Raw genomic sequence first — 16985 nt, 5'->3', positions numbered from 1 at the left:
GCGGCGCGCAACCCGACAGGGGTCAGCCCAACCAGGACGTGCTCTCCATGTGGGTCATGAAGATGTGTCCGCGTAGTGCGGTGACGGCGACAAAGCGGCAGGAACCCATCCACCGTGCAGCGCGCTGGATATGACGCCGCGGGAGGCCCGAAAGCGGCCCACGCCTTGCCTGCCCGGTTGCTCACGTTGATGTGCCGTGATAGCTCAGGCAGTATGGTCCCCAACGTTCGACACAGTCGCATAACCTGTTTCGACGTGGTAACGATCGCAAGTGGTACGCCGATGCTGAACGGTTTCGCCATGTCGCTGCCCTCGCTGAGATATGGCGACTGAGGCTGGCGCGGATGCTTCCGGACGGTGCAACCAATCCGTGGGATGACTTTCGCGCCGACACACCCGTGTCACCAATGTAATACGGATCGCTATCCATTAGCGTTCCTGGTGATGTTGCTTGCGGAGCCCTACCTGGCGGAAGCGGCTCGTTCTCACGACGACCAGGTGTGGATAGCCTTCAGCAGTCGATGTTGACTTAGCAGCTTCATCCTGCATCACCACAACATGGCCGGCAACTGGGACACCATCCATGAACCATCTGAACCGGCTGCGGGTATCACCGTGGACAGAGTCAGGCGACTTCCCACCCGTTCCCCTGAAGCCGACACGAGGAGGCAACCGCATGGAAGATGACCTGCAAAAGCTCGTCCTGGCACGGCTTGCTGAACTCGGCTCCGCGCGCCGCCCTCTGAGCTACCGCGCCGCGGCGGCACGCAGCCAAGGGCACGTTAGTCACGGAACGATCGGCCGCATCGCACGCGGCCAGCACACCGGAGCGCTCGAAGACGAAACCCTGGACGGCCTCGCCCTGGCCCTCAACGTCCCACGCACCCACATCGAAAAAGCCGCAGGCGTCTTCCGCGAACGCCCTCTACAGCCCTTTACCCTCCCACCACGCGCCAGCCGACTCTCACACAGCGAACGCGAAGTCGTCCTCAGCATCGTCGACGCGCTCTTGGCCGCCGCCGCACACGCAGGCACGACACGTCGACCGAAGCCCACGCCCTCACCCAGCCCCCTGCGCCCACTCCGGCAGACATCACCCGCCGATCACACCCCGCACCGCGACGACCACGCTCTCGTGGCCTACTCCACCGACGGCATCGGGCGGATCTCCGCAGCAGACCTCGAAACCATCCGCCGACACGAGGAGAGCTACAGGAAAGCTCACACAGAGAAGAAGCAACAGGAAGACCTATGAAACCGAACCTCGAGGTTGGTCAATGAACCTCTTTCATCCTGTTCCGTGGGGGTGAAGTGGCCTGGTCAGCGGGGTGGTGGGTGACATGGCAGAGCCCCTTGTCGTTGGGGTGTTGATCTCACTCGACACCGGCGCCAAGGGGCTCTGTTGGTTCCGTATCCTGCCATGCTCGATGTCCCGTACGAGCTCGTTGAGCACGTCTCGTGGCTGATCCACGCCCGTCGGCGCGAGCTGAAGTCGCCCTGGCGGAGGCTGGGGTGCTTCAAGCAGGCCCTGCTGGTGCTGGTGCATCTCCGGAAGAACGAGACGTTCGCCCAGGTCGGAGCAGGTTTTGGAGTCTCGGAGTCCACGGCCTGGCGATACGTCGACGAAACCCTCGAGATCCTCGCTGCCTGGGCCCCAGGCCTGCGCGAGGCCCTGGTCGGGCTGGGTGAGGGCGACTTCGTCATCGTTGACGGCACGCTCATCCCCACCGACCGCATCAAGGCGGACGAGCCATACTACTCCCAGAAACACAAGCGGCACGGCATGAATGTCCAGGTCGTCGCGGCACCGGACGGGACCCCGCTGTGGTTTTCCCGCGCGCTGCCGGGGCGGGCGCACGATCTGACCGCTGCCCGGGCCCACGGCATCGTCCAGGCCTGCCTGACCAGGGAAGTCCTGGTCCTGGCCGACCGGGCCTACCAGGGGGCCGGCGCCACCGTGCGCACTCCGTACTACAGACACCGCGAACTCCCCGAGCACTACCAGCAGTTCAACCGCGTCCACACGCGACTCCGAGCGCCGGGCGAACGGGCCTTCGCCCGGCTGAAGTCCTGGCGGATCCTCCGCCGGGCCCGATGCTCCACCAACCGCATCAGCCGCACCGTACAGGCCATCCACACCCTTCTCACCTGCAGCTATTCAGGATGAAAGAGGTTCAATCTCGGTGAAAAAGCATCACACGCACCGCGAGCCCTCTGTTCTCCACCGGCCAGAAGGTTTTTCCTCATCCCGTAGCGCGCATACTTCACAAAAGCAACTCTGACGGAGGACAGGAGCCCAACGTGTCCACGTTTGACCCTGAAGTCGAACTGGAGAAACTCAGCATCCCCATCCACTACCTAGCTCTCCAAGACGTCCTTGCAGCCTGGGACGCAGAACACGGAAAGGTGTATTGCAGCGTCGGCCTCAACCCCATCCAAAAACGCTGCGCACTCACACACGAGCTAGCACACATCTCACTCAAACACCAACGATGCGCCTACGCAGACGACAGCGTCACAACCATCGCATCCATCACCCAAGAGCGCTCAGCAGAAATGTGGGCCGCCCGCAAACTCATCAGCGCCGTCCAACTAGCCGCCGCCCGCGAATCCGGACTCCGCCCCACCGCAGTCGCACGCGAACTAGGAACCACACCCCGCATCTTCCGCGCACGCCTACTAGCCGAACAACACGACGAACAACGCTGGCTAGGCACCGACTTCGTCGGATTCTAACCAGGAAGGCTGGGATTGTCTGGGACCTTGCGTAAGTCCTCGAGCCTTTTCCAACCTGATGTGGTTGGTGGGGGTGTGGTTCGGGCGGGGTGGACGGAACGACGAAGCTCCTGGTAGACGGGTTGTCGACCAAGATCAACCGTGTCCCACCAGGAGCTTCGTGTGCTTGTCTACCCGTCGGCGATCGATCTGTCCAGCGCGTCCCTGCAGTTCCTCGCCGGCCGCCTGACAGTCCATCGTCGGCAGATCGGGACGCGGTGGCGTCGGCTGACTGCAGGCCGACAGGCCCTTCTGGTCCTGGCGCACCTGCGCTGCGGGGACACCTATGCCCGCCTCGCAGCGGGCTTCGCGATCGGTATCGCCACCGTGTGCCGCTACGTCCACGAGGGCATCGGCGTCCTGGCCGCTCTTGCCCCGACGTTGCAGCAGGCGATGAAGACCGCGGCAGGCAAGGCTTTCGTGATCCTCGACGGGACACTACTCCCCATCGACCGCGTCGCCGCCGACCGCCCGTACTACTCCGGGAAACACAAGCGGCACGGCATGAACGTGCAAGTCCTCGCCGACCCCTTCGGCCGGATCCTATGGGCCTCACCCGCACTGCCAGGAGCCGTCCACGACATCAAAGCCGCCCGAACCCACAGCATCATCGAGGCTCTCGCCTCATGTGGCGTCACATGCTGGGCGGACAAGGGATACCAAGGCGCCGGCGGCACCGTCCGTGTCCCGTATCGCGGCCGTTGGAAGCACCTCTCCCACGGTCAGCAAGCCGTCAACCGTGCCCACGCAAAAATCCGCGCCCTCGGCGAACGCGCCATGGCCACCCTCAAGAACTGGCGTCTCCTCAGAAAGCTCCGCTGCAGCACCACCCGCATCACCCACACCGCCCAAGCCATCCTCACCCTGACCCTCAACACCACAACCTGAGGTTGGAAAAGGCTCCTCGCCTTTCACGTGGTGTTGAGCCGGTCCTCGAAGAAGAGTGAGAACTGGTTCAACGCCTTCTTCCGGTGTGCCGCGACGTGGTTATTGGGCCGGAACTGTTGGGTTGCTTATTCGAGGGTGTAGCGGACGTGGCGCGCGTGGAAGTAGCTGCGGATGATGTGGGGTTGGTGCTGGCGGCGCCATAGGAAGCGGCGGGTTTCGTGGGCGGCCTCGAGAACGCTCCGGGCACCCAGAGCGATCGATATCGCCAGCCGCACGAAGACCACCGCCCGGTCCCGCCAACCACTCCCGCCCGTGGGAAACACCCTGGCCAGCGCGGTGACCAACCCTGTCCGGTCGGCGAGCCGGCGCAGCAGCACCGCTCCCGCATGCCCGACCACGCCCTTCCCGTCGGCCCCCACGGACAGCCCGCGGTCCCACGCTGTACTCTCGATTATCGATCCGAAACAGTTGGGGTTCTGATTCGTTGATCGCTGTGTGAGTGAACTGGTGAGGGACGCACGGCATTTGTCGCCTTTAGCTTAGGAGGCTTTGCGGTTGCGGGCGGTGGCCGGGTTGTGGAGGGACGGGATCGTGAGGACGTCGCGGCGGTGTTCGGGGTCTCGCTCAAGGCAGTGGACAGCTGGTGGGCGAAGTGGCTGGCAGGAGGGCGTGAGGCGCTCACCGCGCGGCCGAGGGGGAAGCGGGTGGGCGAGCATCAGGTGCTGTCCGCCGCCGAGCAGGCGGCGGTGCGGCAGGCGGTGCTGGATCACCAGCCCTGCGACCTGGGGCTTACGGGTCAGCTGTGGACGCGTTCCCAGGTAGGCGCTCTGATCGCGAAGGGGGATGTCAACTGGTTGGCTCTGGCCCGTAGTCGGTGGTGACGCCGAGTAGCCGCCCTTGATCATGATTTTGTGGTGGATATCAACTCCCTTATTGGGACGGTGTTTTCGGGGATTTCGGGGCTTTCGGCGCTGGTCGTCGAGGACGTGGCGGACGGCGGCGACACGGTGGTGGTCTCGGCCCGGACCCGGGACGTGGCGGTGCCGTGTCCGGAGTGCGGGACGCCGACGGCGAAGGTGCACGGGTACCACGGCCGGACGGTGAGGGACGTGCCGGTCGACGGCCGCCAGGTCGTCGTCCGCTTGCGCGTACGGCGGCTGGCCTGTCCGGTCCTGGGCTGCTGGCGGCAGACCTTCCGCGAGCAGATTCCCGGACTGCTGGAGCGTCATCAGCGCCGCACGGTGCGGCTTGCCGGGCAGATATCCCAGGTGGCGCGGGAGTTATGCGGCCGGGCGGCCGCACGCCTGGCCGGCCTGCTGGCCATGCCCGTTTCCCGGAGTACCGCGCTGCTCCATCTGCGGCGCCTGCCACTGCCGCAGCAGTCGGTCCCGCGAGTGATCGGCGTGGATGATTTCGCCCTGCGCCGCCGCCACCGCTACGCCACGATCATCACGGATGCCGAGACCGGCCGACGCGTCGCGGTCCTGCCCGACCGCGAGAGGGCCACCCTGGAGTCCTGGCTGCGCGAACATCCTGGTGTCGAGGTCGTGTGCCGCGACGGCTCGGCCACTTACGCCGAGGCCATCCGCCGCGCCCTGCCCCACGCGGTACAGGTCAGCGACCGATGGCACCTCTGGAGAAACCTCTGCGACAAAGTCCAGCTCGAGGTCCGCGCGCACACCGGCTGCTGGGCCACCATCAACCCGCCCCGCCCCGGCGGAGTACGCGAGCAGACCACCCGCGAACGCTGGAACAAGATCCACGACCTCCTCGGCCAGGGCGTCGGCCTGCTCGACTGCTCCCGCCGCCTGGACCTGGCCCTGAACACCGTCAAACGCTACGCCCGCATGCCCGAACCCCAGGCCCTGCGCATCGCCCCCACCTACCGGCCCACCCTCGTCGCCCCCTACCGCGACCATCTGCGCACCCGCCGCGCGGCCGAACCGGCAGTTCCTGTCACCCATCTCCTCGAAGAGATCCGGGAGTTGGGCTACACCGGCAGCGCGAACCTCCTGGTCCGCTACCTCAATCAGGGCCGTGCTGAAGGCGACCGCCCCGTCACCACCCCACGTCACGCCGGCCGTCTCCTGCTCACCGACCCCGAAAACCTGCGCCCGAAGGAAACGACCCTGCTGGAGAGGATTGCCGCGGCCTGCCCGGAGATGACCGCACTCGCCGATCTCGTAGGCGGCTTCGCCGCCCTGCTGAAACCGGTCGAGGGCAACGACGTGAAACTCACCAAGTGGATCACGGCCGCCAGTGCCGTCGACCTACCCCACCTGCGCAGCTTCACCAACGGCCTCGAAATCGACCGGCCCGCTGTGAACGCCGGCCTCACCTTGCCCTACCACAACGGCCGCACCGAAGGCGTCAACACCCGCACCAAGAGGATCATGAGACAGATGCACGGACGCGCCGGATTCGACCTCCTCCGCCACCGCATCCTTCTGCCCTGACCGCTACTCGGCGTCACCACCGACTACGGGCCAGAGCCGCTCGTTTGACAGACCCTCCAGTGACAGTTGACATACGCAGGGAAGTGTCACACGGTTGAGGAACCGTGCTGCCGTGTGCCTGGTTCCCTAGATGATCGATTCCAAGGGGTTCAGTGGTCGTAAGCGGTGAGAGAGCGCATGGTCGGCTGGCCGGTGTGGTCGTTGTGCTAGATCGCTGCGGTGAGGGCGAGGATGCGTTGCAGAACACGGACGGCCACCCCGCTGGGAGTGCGGCCACGGTGGCGTTCGAGGTCGAGTTGACCTTTGAAAGTCTCGTTGACCGATTCGATGATCTGCCTCAGGGGCTTGAACAGCTGTGATCCAGGACGCTCGGCCTCGCCCTTGCGGGACGGCCGCAGCAGTTGGATGTCCAGTTCAGCCAGCTGCTGCTCGAACTCGCTGCCGAAGTAGTTCTTATCGCCGATCAGAGTCTGTCCCGGACGCTCGTCGGTGAGCTGCGGCTCGACTGCAAGGATGTCCAGCAGTCTCTCTCGCTCATCGGCCTTGGCGCCAGTCACCGCGAAGGCGATCGGAAGGCCATGAAGGGTGCAGACCAGGTGCAGTCGAAGTCCCCAGAAGTAGCGGGTGTGGCTGGCGCAGTATCCATATTGGACCCATCCGGCAAGGTCGGAGCGTTTGACGGTCTCGCGGGATCGGCCGCACTTGACCGGTGTGGAGTCCACGACCCACACGTCGTCGCTCCACAGCGTGGTGCCGCAGGCCAACGCACGGGTGAGGCACCGGATGAGGCCGGTGGCCTTGCGCAACCGCTTGTTGTAGCCGGGCTGCTTCGGCAGGTAAGGGAAGAGGGTCCACAGGTGGGCGCGGCATGCCGCAGCCAGCGGGCCTCGGAGGTGAAGCCGAGCATCGCCTGCATCATCGCCAAGGTCACCAGCTCCGCGTCGCTGAGCTGCGGCGCGATGCCCACGGCAGGCCGCCAGGGAGCGAGTTGCGGTGAGTCCTTCAGTAGGTCGTCGGTCCTGACGTAAAGTGCGGTCGCGAGGGAGTCCAAGTCTGTATTCACACACTGAACCTCTTTCATCCTGAGTAGTCGCAGGTCAGGAGCGTGTGAACGGCCTGGACGATGCGGCTGATGCGGTTGGTTGAGCATCGTGCCTGGCGGAGGGTCCGCCATTGCTTGAGTTGGGCGAAGGCGCGTTCGCCTGGTGCTCGGAGGCGGGCGTGGTCGCGGTTGAACAGTTGGTAGTGGTCGGGTTGTTCGCGGTGGTTTTTGTAGGGGGTGCGGACGGTTGCGCCGGCGCCTTGGTAGGCGCGGTCGGCCAGGACGAGGATCTGCCTGGTGAGGCAGGCCTGGACGATGCCGTGAGCCCGTGCCGCGGTCAGGTCGTGGGTGCGTCCGGGCAACGCGCGGGAGAACCACAGTGGAGTGCCGTCTGGGGACGCGATGACCTGCACGTTCATTCCGTGCCGCTTGTGTTTTTGGCTGTAGTACGGCTCGTCTGCGGCGATGCGGTCGGTGGGGATCAGTGTCCCGTCAACGACGACGAAGTCGCCCTCACCCAGGCCCACCAGGGCCTCGCGCAGGCCGGGTGCCCACGAGGCGAGGATCATCAAGGTCTCGTCCACGTACCGCCAAGCCGTCGCCTCCGATACCCCGAAACCGGCTCCGACCTGCGCGAACGTCTCGTTCTTCCGAAGGTGCGCCAACACCAGTAGGGCCTGCTTGAAGCAACCGAGCCGTCGCCAGGGCGAGTTCAGCTCCTGCCGGCGGGCATGGATCAGCCAGGAAACGTGCTCAACGAGTTCGTGCGGGACGTCGAGCATGGAAGAATACGGAACCAACAGGGCTCCTCGGACGCTGCGTGATGAGTGATGTCACCACAGCAACGACCAGGGGCCCTGTCTTGTCACCAACTCCCCTCTGACCAGGCATTTCACCCTCGCAGAGGCAGGATGAAAGAGGTTCACTGAGTGTTTTTCATCCTGGGCCTCCGAGGGTGACAGGTGAAAGCGTTTACGGGATCAGAGATGGCTCGCGCTGCGCACCGAGCCGAGGATGGAAAGGTTCACCATTGCTACTGCGCCTTCTCCCTGCTTCACAATATATTGAGGCGGAACTGTTGAGTTGCCTTATTGGAGGGTGTAGCGGACGTGGCGGGCGTGGATGTAGCTGCGGACGATGGCCGGTTGGCGCTGGTGGTGGGAGCGGCGGGTTTCGTGGGCGAGGTCGTCGGCCGAGTGGGCGCGGGCGGCGTGGATGTGGCGTTTGATGTCCGCATTGAGGGGCTCGTCCGGGTTGGGTTCGGGGCTGTAGTCGGGCATCAGGTGCAGCTCGATCCGCTCGGTGTTTGCCTTGAGCCAGGCGGTCACGGCCTTGCTGCGGTGGACCGGGTGCCGGTCGGCAATCACGTGGACCTTCCGGCCGGCCTGACGGGCAAGCCGGTCCAGGAATCCGGTGAAGGTCTTCGCGGTGAACCTCTCGGTGAACACGGTGAAGTAGAGCGTGCCGCGTGAGGTGATTGCGGACATGGTGTTGACCTTGAAGCGGCGGCTGGACACCCGCGCGATGGGAGTTTGGCTCTTCGGGGCCCAGGACGTGCCGGGCGGGGCCGTATCGGAGCGCAGCCCGCACTGGTCGGCCCAGGCCACCACCGCGTTCTCCGTCTTCGCCCGGGCGGCGATCGCCGGGTACTCGTCCCTCAGCCAGGCATCCACTTTCGCCTGGTCCTGGCGGTAGGAGCGGCGGTCGGGCCGCTGCGGGGAGAAACCGTACCGCCGCAGCCACTTGCCCACACCGCGCTCCGTCATCACCACCCCGGTGACCATCCGCACCAGCTCGGCGACCAGGAGCCTCGTCCACAAGGGCCCGCCGATCAGCAGCTCCTCGCGATCAGCAGCTCCTCGGGCGTGTAGTCGGCCATCGCCTGAAACAGGACCGCACGGTCCTCCGGGCCGATCTTCTCGTGCGGACCCGGCCGGCTCGTCCGTCTCACCACCAAAGCCTCCCAGCCACCCGCCTGGTAGGCACGCCACCAGGAGCCGACCGACCGCTCCGCCACCTGGAACACCTCAGCCGCCTGCCGATACCCCTTCACCTGCCCCGACTCCAGCGCAGCCACCACACGCAACCGCACCACTTCCCACCGTTATGTTTTTCGCGGTCCTGCAAGAGGGCCGCTGGCCTCCGGGCCCGGCATGACTGTTCCCCCCTGTCGAAGGCATGACCTGGGGGGTGGTGTCACCGGGCCCGGGAGGTGCCGTCGGAGACGCTGAGTAAGAGGTCCGACCGCCGCCTGGCCGGGTGCAATGCCCGGCCGCTCGCGGGCGGCAGGTCTGCATAACGTGGATGCGCGCGTACGACACCGACGCCGAGGCCGACACCGGCAACGTTCCTGGAAGGGCGCGATGTTCGATACCGAAGACGTGGGCGTGTTCCTCGGCCTGGACGTCGGCAAGACCGCTCACCACGGCCACGGACTCACCCCGGCCGGCAAGAAGGTCTTCGACAAGCCCCTGCCCAACAGCGAGCCGAAACTGCGGGCCGTGTTCGACAAGCTGGCCGCGAAGTTCGGCACCGTCCTGGTGATCGTGGACCAGCCCGCCTCCATCGGCGCCCTCCCGCTGACCGTCGCCCGCGACGCGGGCTGCAAGGTCGCCTACCTGCCGGGACTGGCGATGCGGCGGATCGCCGACCTCTACCCGGGCGAGGCCAAGACCGATGCGAAAGACGCCGCGGTCATCGCGGACGCGGCCCGCACCATGCCGCACACCCTGCGCTCGCTGGAGGTGACCGACGAGAACACCGCTGAGCTGACCGTGCTCGTCGGCTTCGACCAGGACCTCGCGGCCGAGACCACCCGCACCTCCAACCGCATCCGCGGCCTGCTCACCCAGTTCCACCCCAGCCTGGAGCGAGTCCTGGGTCCCCGCCTCGACCACGTCGCGGTGACCTGGCTGCTGGAACGCTACGGATCCCCGGCCGCCCTGCGAAAAGCCGGACGCCGCAGACTCGTTGAGGTGATCCGCCCCAAGGCCCCGCGCATGGCCACCCGACTGATCGACGACATCTTCGACGCCCTGGACGAACAGACCGTCGTCGTCCCCGGGACCGGCACCCTGGACGTGGTCATCCCGTCCCTGGCCCGTTCCCTCACGGCCGTCCACGAACAGCGCAGGGCCCTGGAAGCCCAGATCAGCGAACTGCTGGAGGCCCACCCTCTTTCCCCGGTCCTGACCTCGATGCCCGGGGTCGCGGTCAGGACCGCCGCCGTCCTGCTGGTCACCGTCGGCGACGGAACCAGCTTCCCCACCGCCGCCCACCTCGCCTCCTACGCCGGCCTCGCCCCGGCCACCAAGTCCTCCGGGACCTCGATCCACGGCGAACACGCACCCCGAGGCGGAAACCGGCAGCTCAAACGCGCAATGTTCCTCTCCGCGTTCGCCGCCCTGCACGACCACGCCTCCCGCACCTACTACGACAAATGCCGAGCCCGCAGGAAAACCCACACGCAAGCCCTCCTCCGCCTCGCACGCCACCGCATCAGCGTGCTCTTCGCCATGCTCCCCGACGGCACCTTCTACGAACTACGCACCCCCGAAACCGCCCCCGCATGACCCACTCCGCCTTGCCGAAGGACATAGAGGCACCCCCCGCCGGCATCACCCGCCGCAGATCCCCAGACTCAGCCACACCCCCCTCAACGAGACAAGCAACTCAACAGTTCCGCCTCAATATTTCCTGCCGCGGAGTCTTTATGGGGAAAAGTTATATTCCGGAGATCTTGGAGGATCTCCGGAATATTTGGGATCGTTGAGCGGACTTCTTCAGCTCGCTTTTGCCGAGGAGGGCGTGGTCCAATGCCCAGCTGCCCGGCCCGATGAAGACGATCAATGCGAAAGCCCAACAGAACATCACGGACGCTTCTCCGCCGTTTTGTAAGGGCCACAGTGAAGTGCCCTGATGAACGGAGAAGTAGGCATACGCCATTGAGCCGGAGTTGACGAACGCGGCGGCACGGGATCTCAGTCCTATCAGGACGAGTATGCCGCCGGTCAGTTGAATAACTGCAGCGTACCAGCCTGGCCAGGAGGCTGTGAGGACGGTTCTACCCGTACCCATTGAGCCGCCGAGGACGCCAAAGATTGAGGATGCGCCGTGGCAGGCAAAGAGAAACGCGACAACTATGCGGAAGAGTGCGACCACGTGTGGGGTTGCTTTCTGGGTAAGCGAGTCGAATGCGGCCCACATTTAGGGAACTCCAGTCTATTGTCGACCTTTTATTGAGCCTCTTTCGCCCTCCGTTTCGGCAAGTCAGGAGGGCGTCTCTCCGGTGAGCTTCTTCAGCTCGGCCACCGAACGAGTGACGGCAGAGGGAAGAAGCCGGTTGGTTGAGAACTCAAATCCCGAGATCTGAGTTGAATCAACTCCCGGCCCAGGGCTTCGTCGTTCAGCGGGTCTGTCCCGCTTGATGACGGTTCAGGTGGCTGGCGCGGTGATGGAGTTCGGGGCTGGGGCGGGGCGCAGGCAGGCACGGCCTCCGGGTGATCATGAGGTGTTGAGTCCCTGATCACCGCAACGGAAGACCGTGCCTGTCCGCTCATCATCGCTCATCCCAGTCGGCCTGGGCCAACTCGCCGGCGCTCGCCCCTCCGACCCTGGGGAACACCCGCATCTGCTGGGCTGCCTCGTGACGGTGCCCGATCCGCGCCGGGCCAAGGGCCGCCGTCATCCCCTCTGCTTCGTCCTTGCGCTCGCCGCGTGTGCGGTGCTGGCCGGCGCGAAATCGCTGACGGCGATCGCTGAATGGGCGGCCGACGCACCGGCCGCCGTGCTCACCGTGCTCGGCGGCCCAACCCGCGAACCCACCGGCCCTGCCGCCCCTGCCGAGGCCACCGTGCGCCGAGTCCTGCAGCGCGTTGACGGCGACGCCCTCGATGCGGCAGTCGGCGCCTGGCTCGCCGCCCGCGACCCAGGCCCCCATCCGCCGGCCAGAACGCGGCCCATCGGCCCCGCCGCTCACTGGCCGTGGACGGCAAGACAGTCCGCGGCGCCCGCTGCACCAACGGCACCCAGGTCCACCTGCTCGCCGCGATGACCGGAACCGGCCTGGTCACCGCCCAGCGCGAGGTCGGCTCCAAGACCAACGAGATCACCGTCTTCCAGCCGATGCTCACCGAGCTCGACCTGACCGACACCGTGGTCACCTTCGACGCCCTGCACTCCCAGCAGGCCCACGCCCGCTTCCTGGTGGAGGAGAAGAACGCCCACTACATCGCCGTGATCAAGGGGAACCAGCCGCTGCTGCACCAGCAGATGAAGCAACTGCCCTGGCGAGACGTCCCGCTGCTGGGCAAGACCCGCGCCACCGCACACGGCCGGGACGAGATCCGCCGCGTCAAGACCGCCACCGTCACCCGCGGCCTCGCCTTCCCCCACTCCGCCCAAGCCGTGCAGATCGTACGTCGCCGCCGGACAGTCACCACCGGCAAGGTCACCCTGGAGCGCGTCTACGCAGTCACCGACCTCACCGCCGAGCAGGCTGGCGCTCCCGAGATCGCACACCGCGTGCGCGAACACTGGGGCATCGAGAACAAGATCCATCACCTCCGCGACACCGCCTTCGCCGAGGACGCCTCGCGCGTACGGACCGGCACCGCCCCCCGGGCCATGGCAGCCCTACGCAACCTGGCCATCGGCGCACTCCGCCTCACCGGATGTGACAACATCGCCGCCAGCCTGCGCACGCACAGCCGAGACGCCACACGGCCGCTGACCACCCTCGGCATCACGTGATCAAACCCGACACAACCCCTGAACGACGCCACCCTGACTCCCGGGACCCCTGTCACTCCTGCATGACCAAGCTGAAGAAGCTCAGTGGCCGTTTTGAAGAAGCTCCTGCTCAGACCTGCCGATACGTCTCGTTCTTCCGCAGATGCGCCAGGACCAGCGGCGTGCTGAGGCCCGTTCACGGACTCAAGCCGCATAGACGAAGACTCCACGATCCCAGGGGATTGCCACCCCTGGCCTGCTCAAGACGCTGCGCAAGCACGATCCGGACTTCGTCCTGCTGGACGGGACCCTCGCCGAGTGCGACCGCGTCGGCGACAGCCGGGCGGACTACTCGGCCAAGCACCGCCGGCACGGCGTGAACGTCCAGGTCCTCACCGATCCGGCCGGCGAGCTGCTGTGGATCTCGCCCGCCCTGCCGGGCCGCACTCATGACCTCACCGCGGCCCGTACCCACCGGATGATCCGGATCTGCGAACGCCAGGGTGTCCCCGTCCTCGCCGACCGTGCCTACACGGGCGCCGGCCCCTGGGTCACCACCGGACTCAAACGGCCACCAGGGCGCGAGTAATAGTCAAGACCTGTGGATCGGTGAAGTTATCGGCTGATGCTCCGGTGCCATCGGATCTCGCCTTCGTGCCATTCGTCGGTGGGTGTGAGCCCGGCGGCAGTGGCGACGGCAGCGGATGCCCGATGTTCGGGGTGGATGTGGGCGATGACGGTGTGCACCGGCTGCCGGCCGAGCCAGTCGACGAGCCCTTGGGCTGCTTCGGTGGCGATGCCCCTTCCCTGCCACGGGGTCCCCACCACCCAGGCGATCTCGGCGATGGGGCCGTGGCCGGAGGGGCTGACCGTCGCCTGGACTGTGCCCGTCAGGCAGGACTCGTCACGGAGCCGGATCACCCAGTTCAGCCAGGACACGGCCGGATCGGGAGAGCCTGCCGTCATGCGCTGGTAGCGCGAGCGCAGGGCTTGCGGGGCGTCCGGCGTGCCGCCGATGAAGGTGTGGAGGGCCGGGTCGGACAGCACCGCGGCCATCTCCTCGGCGTGCTCGACGTGCAGTGGCAGCAGGTCGAGCCTGCTGGTGTTGATGGGCTGGGCCGCGAGGGTACTCATGCTGCGACCACCACGGGGCGTTCGACGAGCTGGCCGCGTTCGAAGCGGGCACCTGTCCGGACGAGGGCGACGAGGTGGGGTGCGTTCACGGCCCGCCACCGTTGCTGGGCGGACTCGACGAGTTTGAAGACCATGGCCAGGGCGGCGGTGCGGGAGCCGGCGCCACGGGTGACCTTGGTCCGCAGTCGGACGGTGGAGAAGGTCGACTCAATGGGGTTCGTGGTCCGCAGATGGATCCAGTGCTCGGCCGGGAAGCCGTAAAACGCCAGCAGTTGCTCCTGGTCGTCGGTGATCTTCTTGACCGCCTTGGGGAACTTCGCGCCATAGAGCTGGGCGAACGTCTTGATCGCCACCTCGGCGTGGTCGCGATCCTCCGCGTTGTAGATGTCCTGGATCGCCCTCTTCGCGCCCGGCTGCGCGGACTTCGGCATGGAGTCGAGGACGTTGGCCGTTTTGTGAACCCAACACCTCTGCTCGTGGGTTTCGGGGAACACCTCCGCCAGGGCCTTCCAGAAGCCTAGGGCGCCGTCGCCGACCGCGAGGACCGGGGCGCGCATGCCCCGGCGGGCGCAGTCCCGCAGCAGGTCAGCCCATGACTCGCCGGATTCTCGGTAGCCGTCCTTGAGGGCGACGAGCTCCTTGGAGCCGTCGGCGCGAACCCCGATGAGCACCAGGACGCACGCCTTGGCCTCCTCCAGACGGACGTTGAGGTGGATGCCGTCGGCCCACACGTAGACGTAGTCGACCTCCGACAGGTCGCGGTCCATGAAGGCGGCGTGGTCGGACTGCCACTGCGTCGTCAGCCGGGTAACCGTCGCCGCCGACAGCCCGGCAGAGGAGCCGAGGAACTGCTCCAGGGCGGGCACGAAGTCGCCAGAGGACAGGCCGTGCAAGTAGAGCAGGGGCAGCACCTCGCTGATCTTCGGCGACTTGCGGCACCACGGCGGCAGGATCGCGGACGAGAACCGCCTGCGCTCGCCGGTCTGTTCGTCGACGCGCTTGTCGTTCACCCGCGGCGCCTTCACCTCGACCACGCCCGCAGCGGTGGTGACCTGCCGGGGTTGGTGATAGCTGTTGCGGACCACCAGGCGGCGCCCCCTGGCGTCGCGCTCATCAGTCAACTCGGCTATGTAAGCGTTGACTTCGGCCTCCAGTGCGGCGGCCAGCATCCGCCGTGCGCCTTCCCGAACAACCTCATCCAACAGCGAACTGCCGCTTGGCGTGGTTCCGTCCTCGTTGACTACGGTAAGCACCGGCGTGCCTTCCCGACCGACGCGGCAACGTCGGCCTATCGATCGATCCATCGGGAAGGTACGCCTCCTTCCGTCAGGAGTGATCCACAGGTATTGAGCATTGCTCGTCCGCCGCCGCGCCCGATCGCCGCGTCTTCAGGCCAGGACCGGTCGGCGATCGCGGAAGACTGCCCTGTACTGACAATTGCTGCTGGTCCCTGCGCGGACGAGGCGAGGGAGTCCAGCATCAGTGAGCCTCTTTCATCCTGGGGTTGCGAGGGTGACGGACGACAGTGTTTCCGCAGGTCGGACATGGTTGGTGCTGCGCACCGAGCCGAGGATGAAAAAGGCTCAGTGAACCTCTTTCATCCTGCCTCTGCGAGGGTGAAATGCCTGGTCAGAGGGGAGTTGGTGACAAGACAGGGCCCCTGGTCGTTGCTGTGGTGACATCACTCATCACGCAGCGTCCGAGGAGCCCTGTTGGTTCCGTATTCTTCCATGCGCGACGTCCCGCACGAACTCGTTGAGCACGTTTCCTGGCTGATCCATGCCCGCCGGCAGGAGCTGAACTCGCCCTGGCGACGGCTCGGTTGCTTCAAGCAGGCCCTACTGGTGTTGGCGCACCTTCGGAAGAACGAGACGTTCGCGCAGGTCGGAGCCGGTTTCGGGGTATCGGAGGCGACGGCTTGGCGGTACGTGGACGAGACCTTGATGATCCTCGCCTCGTGGGCACCCGGCCTGCGCGAGGCCCTGGTGGGCCTGGGTGAGGGCGACTTCGTCGTCGTTGACGGGACACTGATCCCCACCGACCGCATCGCCGCAGACGAGCCGTACTACAGCCAAAAACACAAGCGGCACGGAATGAACGTGCAGGTCATCGTGTCCCCAGACGGCACTCCACTGTGGTTCTCCCGCGCGTTGCCCGGACGCACCCACGACCTGACCGCGGCACGGGCTCACGGCATCGTCCAGGCCTGCCTCACCAGGCAGATCCTCGTCCTGGCCGACCGCGCCTACCAAGGCGCCGGCTCAACCGTCCGCACCCCCTACAAGAACCACCGCGAACAACCCGACCACTACCAACTGTTCAACCGCGACCACGCCCGCCTCCGAGCACCAGGCGAACGCGCCTTCGCCCAACTCAAGCAATGGCGGACCCTCCGCCAGGCACGATGCTCAACCAACCGCATCAGCCGCATCGTCCAGGCCGTTCACACGCTCCTGACCTGCGACTACTCAGGATGAAAGAGGTTCAGTGGCGGGTCTTCACTTCATCTCTTTTGCGAAATAGGCCGCCGCCCAGCGCAGGATCTCCCGCTCGAGCTCCCACTCCTTCTCGGCCTTGCGCAGCCGGCTGTTCTCCGCGCACAGCCGGGCCAGTTCCTCGCCCCGGCTCTCTGGGTTCTGCCCGCCAAAGCTGTGAGTGCGGCCAGCCTGTTCGTCGGCCTGGCGCACCCAGCTCCGCAGCGTCTCGCCGGTCACCCCGATATCCACCGCGACCGCCGCATACATGCGCTTCCCACCCACCGCCCAGTACAACACGACGGCATCATTCCTGAACTCCTCCGGATACGCAGACCAACCTCCCCCCAAGACACCCTTCCGCGGACCTGCAAGATCCATTGCCAAAGTGTCCACACCACCGGGGCCACCTCAAAGCCCCCACACACCCCACCGGCGCAACAAACGGGACGAAGTCGCAGCCTCGTCAGACAGCGATCACCGCTG

General features: G+C 66.1%; 16 protein-coding genes and 4 pseudogenes. 11 read left to right on the top strand and 9 right to left on the bottom strand.

The window, feature by feature from the left end; genetic code table 11:
• Positions 1 to 676: 676 nt before the first annotated feature.
• The 4 genes from SNOUR_RS46800 (at position 677) to SNOUR_RS40815 (ending at position 3663) form a co-directional block, all read left to right on the top strand.
• The gene (locus SNOUR_RS46800) at positions 677 to 1255 is read left to right on the top strand and encodes a hypothetical protein (protein WP_159426066.1); all 579 of its coding nucleotides are present in this window, start codon (positions 677 to 679) and stop codon (positions 1253 to 1255) included.
• Positions 1256 to 1420: 165 nt separating this feature from the next.
• Complete coding sequence (locus SNOUR_RS40820; RefSeq protein WP_067342830.1) at positions 1421 to 2167, top strand: transposase family protein; 747 nt, start codon at positions 1421 to 1423, stop codon at positions 2165 to 2167.
• Positions 2168 to 2301: 134 nt separating this feature from the next.
• Entirely contained in the window at positions 2302 to 2736 is a 435-nt protein-coding gene (locus tag SNOUR_RS45695; protein ID WP_159426065.1) for an ImmA/IrrE family metallo-endopeptidase, read from the top strand.
• A gap of 162 nt (positions 2737 to 2898) precedes the next feature.
• The gene (locus SNOUR_RS40815; RefSeq protein WP_067343085.1) at positions 2899 to 3663 is read left to right on the top strand and encodes a transposase family protein; all 765 of its coding nucleotides are present in this window, start codon (positions 2899 to 2901) and stop codon (positions 3661 to 3663) included.
• A gap of 125 nt (positions 3664 to 3788) precedes the next feature.
• Here the strand turns inward: SNOUR_RS40815 and SNOUR_RS40810 are convergent, their stop codons facing one another.
• Complete coding sequence (locus SNOUR_RS40810) at positions 3789 to 4082, bottom strand: hypothetical protein (protein ID WP_067357371.1); 294 nt, start codon at positions 4080 to 4082, stop codon at positions 3789 to 3791.
• Positions 4083 to 4238: 156 nt separating this feature from the next.
• On the opposite strand from SNOUR_RS40810, the gene SNOUR_RS40805 reads away from it, so the two are divergent.
• On the top strand, positions 4239 to 4544 hold the full coding sequence (locus SNOUR_RS40805; RefSeq protein WP_079143266.1) for a helix-turn-helix domain-containing protein: 306 nt from the start codon (positions 4239 to 4241) through the stop codon (positions 4542 to 4544).
• Positions 4545 to 4574: 30 nt separating this feature from the next.
• A complete protein-coding gene (locus SNOUR_RS40800) occupies positions 4575 to 6119 on the top strand; it encodes an ISL3 family transposase (protein WP_174717938.1) in 1545 nt (514 codons plus the stop codon).
• Between the two features lie 206 nt (positions 6120 to 6325).
• Here SNOUR_RS40800 and SNOUR_RS40795 read toward each other — a convergent pair.
• The 4 genes and pseudogenes from SNOUR_RS40795 to SNOUR_RS40780 form a co-directional block, all read right to left on the bottom strand.
• Positions 6326 to 7200: pseudogene (locus SNOUR_RS40795) on the bottom strand (IS982 family transposase).
• Positions 7197 to 8001: pseudogene (locus SNOUR_RS40790) on the bottom strand (transposase family protein). Before SNOUR_RS40790 ends, SNOUR_RS40795 begins: the two co-directional pseudogenes overlap by 4 nt.
• A 248-nt stretch (positions 8002 to 8249) precedes the next feature.
• Positions 8250 to 8981: an IS630 family transposase gene (locus SNOUR_RS40785; protein WP_099055770.1), complete on the bottom strand. Its 732-nt coding sequence runs from the start codon at positions 8979 to 8981 to the stop codon at positions 8250 to 8252.
• 11 nt (positions 8982 to 8992) lie between these two features.
• Entirely contained in the window at positions 8993 to 9238 is a 246-nt protein-coding gene (locus SNOUR_RS40780; RefSeq protein WP_159426064.1) for a helix-turn-helix domain-containing protein, read from the bottom strand.
• Between the two features lie 286 nt (positions 9239 to 9524).
• On the opposite strand from SNOUR_RS40780, the gene SNOUR_RS40775 reads away from it, so the two are divergent.
• Positions 9525 to 10733: an IS110 family RNA-guided transposase gene (locus SNOUR_RS40775; RefSeq protein ID WP_067342856.1), complete on the top strand. Its 1209-nt coding sequence runs from the start codon at positions 9525 to 9527 to the stop codon at positions 10731 to 10733.
• Between the two features lie 151 nt (positions 10734 to 10884).
• Here the strand turns inward: SNOUR_RS40775 and SNOUR_RS44105 are convergent, their stop codons facing one another.
• Complete coding sequence (locus SNOUR_RS44105; protein WP_079143265.1) at positions 10885 to 11367, bottom strand: DoxX family protein; 483 nt, start codon at positions 11365 to 11367, stop codon at positions 10885 to 10887.
• 337 nt (positions 11368 to 11704) lie between these two features.
• Here SNOUR_RS44105 and SNOUR_RS48915 point away from each other — a divergent pair, with 337 nt between their 5' ends.
• The 3 genes and pseudogenes from SNOUR_RS48915 to SNOUR_RS40765 form a co-directional block, all read left to right on the top strand.
• Positions 11705 to 12214 (top strand): transposase family protein, encoded by a 510-nt coding sequence (locus SNOUR_RS48915; protein WP_312635690.1) that lies wholly within the window; start codon positions 11705 to 11707, stop codon positions 12212 to 12214.
• Positions 12145 to 12912: an ISAs1 family transposase gene (locus SNOUR_RS48910; protein WP_312635688.1), complete on the top strand. Its 768-nt coding sequence runs from the start codon at positions 12145 to 12147 to the stop codon at positions 12910 to 12912. The genes SNOUR_RS48915 and SNOUR_RS48910 overlap by 70 nt, the downstream gene beginning before the upstream one ends.
• 229 nt (positions 12913 to 13141) lie before the next feature.
• A pseudogene (locus SNOUR_RS40765) lies at positions 13142 to 13477 on the top strand (transposase family protein); the annotation flags it as partial.
• Between the two features lie 29 nt (positions 13478 to 13506).
• Here SNOUR_RS40765 and SNOUR_RS40760 read toward each other — a convergent pair.
• On the bottom strand, positions 13507 to 14025 hold the full coding sequence (locus tag SNOUR_RS40760; protein ID WP_067357356.1) for a GNAT family N-acetyltransferase: 519 nt from the start codon (positions 14023 to 14025) through the stop codon (positions 13507 to 13509).
• A complete protein-coding gene (locus tag SNOUR_RS40755; protein ID WP_079143263.1) occupies positions 14022 to 15278 on the bottom strand; it encodes an IS256 family transposase in 1257 nt (418 codons plus the stop codon). The genes SNOUR_RS40760 and SNOUR_RS40755 overlap by 4 nt, the downstream gene beginning before the upstream one ends.
• Positions 15279 to 15697: 419 nt before the next feature.
• On the opposite strand from SNOUR_RS40755, the pseudogene SNOUR_RS40750 reads away from it, so the two are divergent.
• Positions 15698 to 16502: pseudogene (locus SNOUR_RS40750) on the top strand (transposase family protein).
• A 21-nt stretch (positions 16503 to 16523) separates the two neighbouring features.
• Here SNOUR_RS40750 and SNOUR_RS40745 read toward each other — a convergent pair.
• A complete protein-coding gene (locus tag SNOUR_RS40745) occupies positions 16524 to 16880 on the bottom strand; it encodes a transposase (protein ID WP_067357361.1) in 357 nt (118 codons plus the stop codon).
• Between the last annotated feature and the right edge of the window lie 105 nt (positions 16881 to 16985).

It is taken from the genome of Streptomyces noursei ATCC 11455, assembly GCF_001704275.1.
Taxonomy (GTDB): Bacteria; Actinomycetota; Actinomycetes; order Streptomycetales; family Streptomycetaceae; genus Streptomyces; species Streptomyces noursei.
The sequence above is the reverse complement of the archived record's forward strand: the minus strand, read 5'-3'. Positions and strand labels throughout refer to the sequence as shown.

Coding starts and splice junctions, on each gene's coding strand:
- SNOUR_RS40745 (WP_067357361.1), bottom strand. CDS start 16,880: ATGGATCTTGCAGGTCCGCGGAAGGGTGTCTTGGGGGGAGGTTGGTCT.
- SNOUR_RS44105 (WP_079143265.1), bottom strand. CDS start 11,367: ATGTGGGCCGCATTCGACTCGCTTACCCAGAAAGCAACCCCACACGTG.
- SNOUR_RS40820 (WP_067342830.1), top strand. CDS start 1,421: ATGCTCGATGTCCCGTACGAGCTCGTTGAGCACGTCTCGTGGCTGATC.
- SNOUR_RS40760 (WP_067357356.1), bottom strand. CDS start 14,025: ATGAGTACCCTCGCGGCCCAGCCCATCAACACCAGCAGGCTCGACCTG.
- SNOUR_RS40775 (WP_067342856.1), top strand. CDS start 9,525: ATGTTCGATACCGAAGACGTGGGCGTGTTCCTCGGCCTGGACGTCGGC.
- SNOUR_RS46800 (WP_159426066.1), top strand. CDS start 677: ATGGAAGATGACCTGCAAAAGCTCGTCCTGGCACGGCTTGCTGAACTC.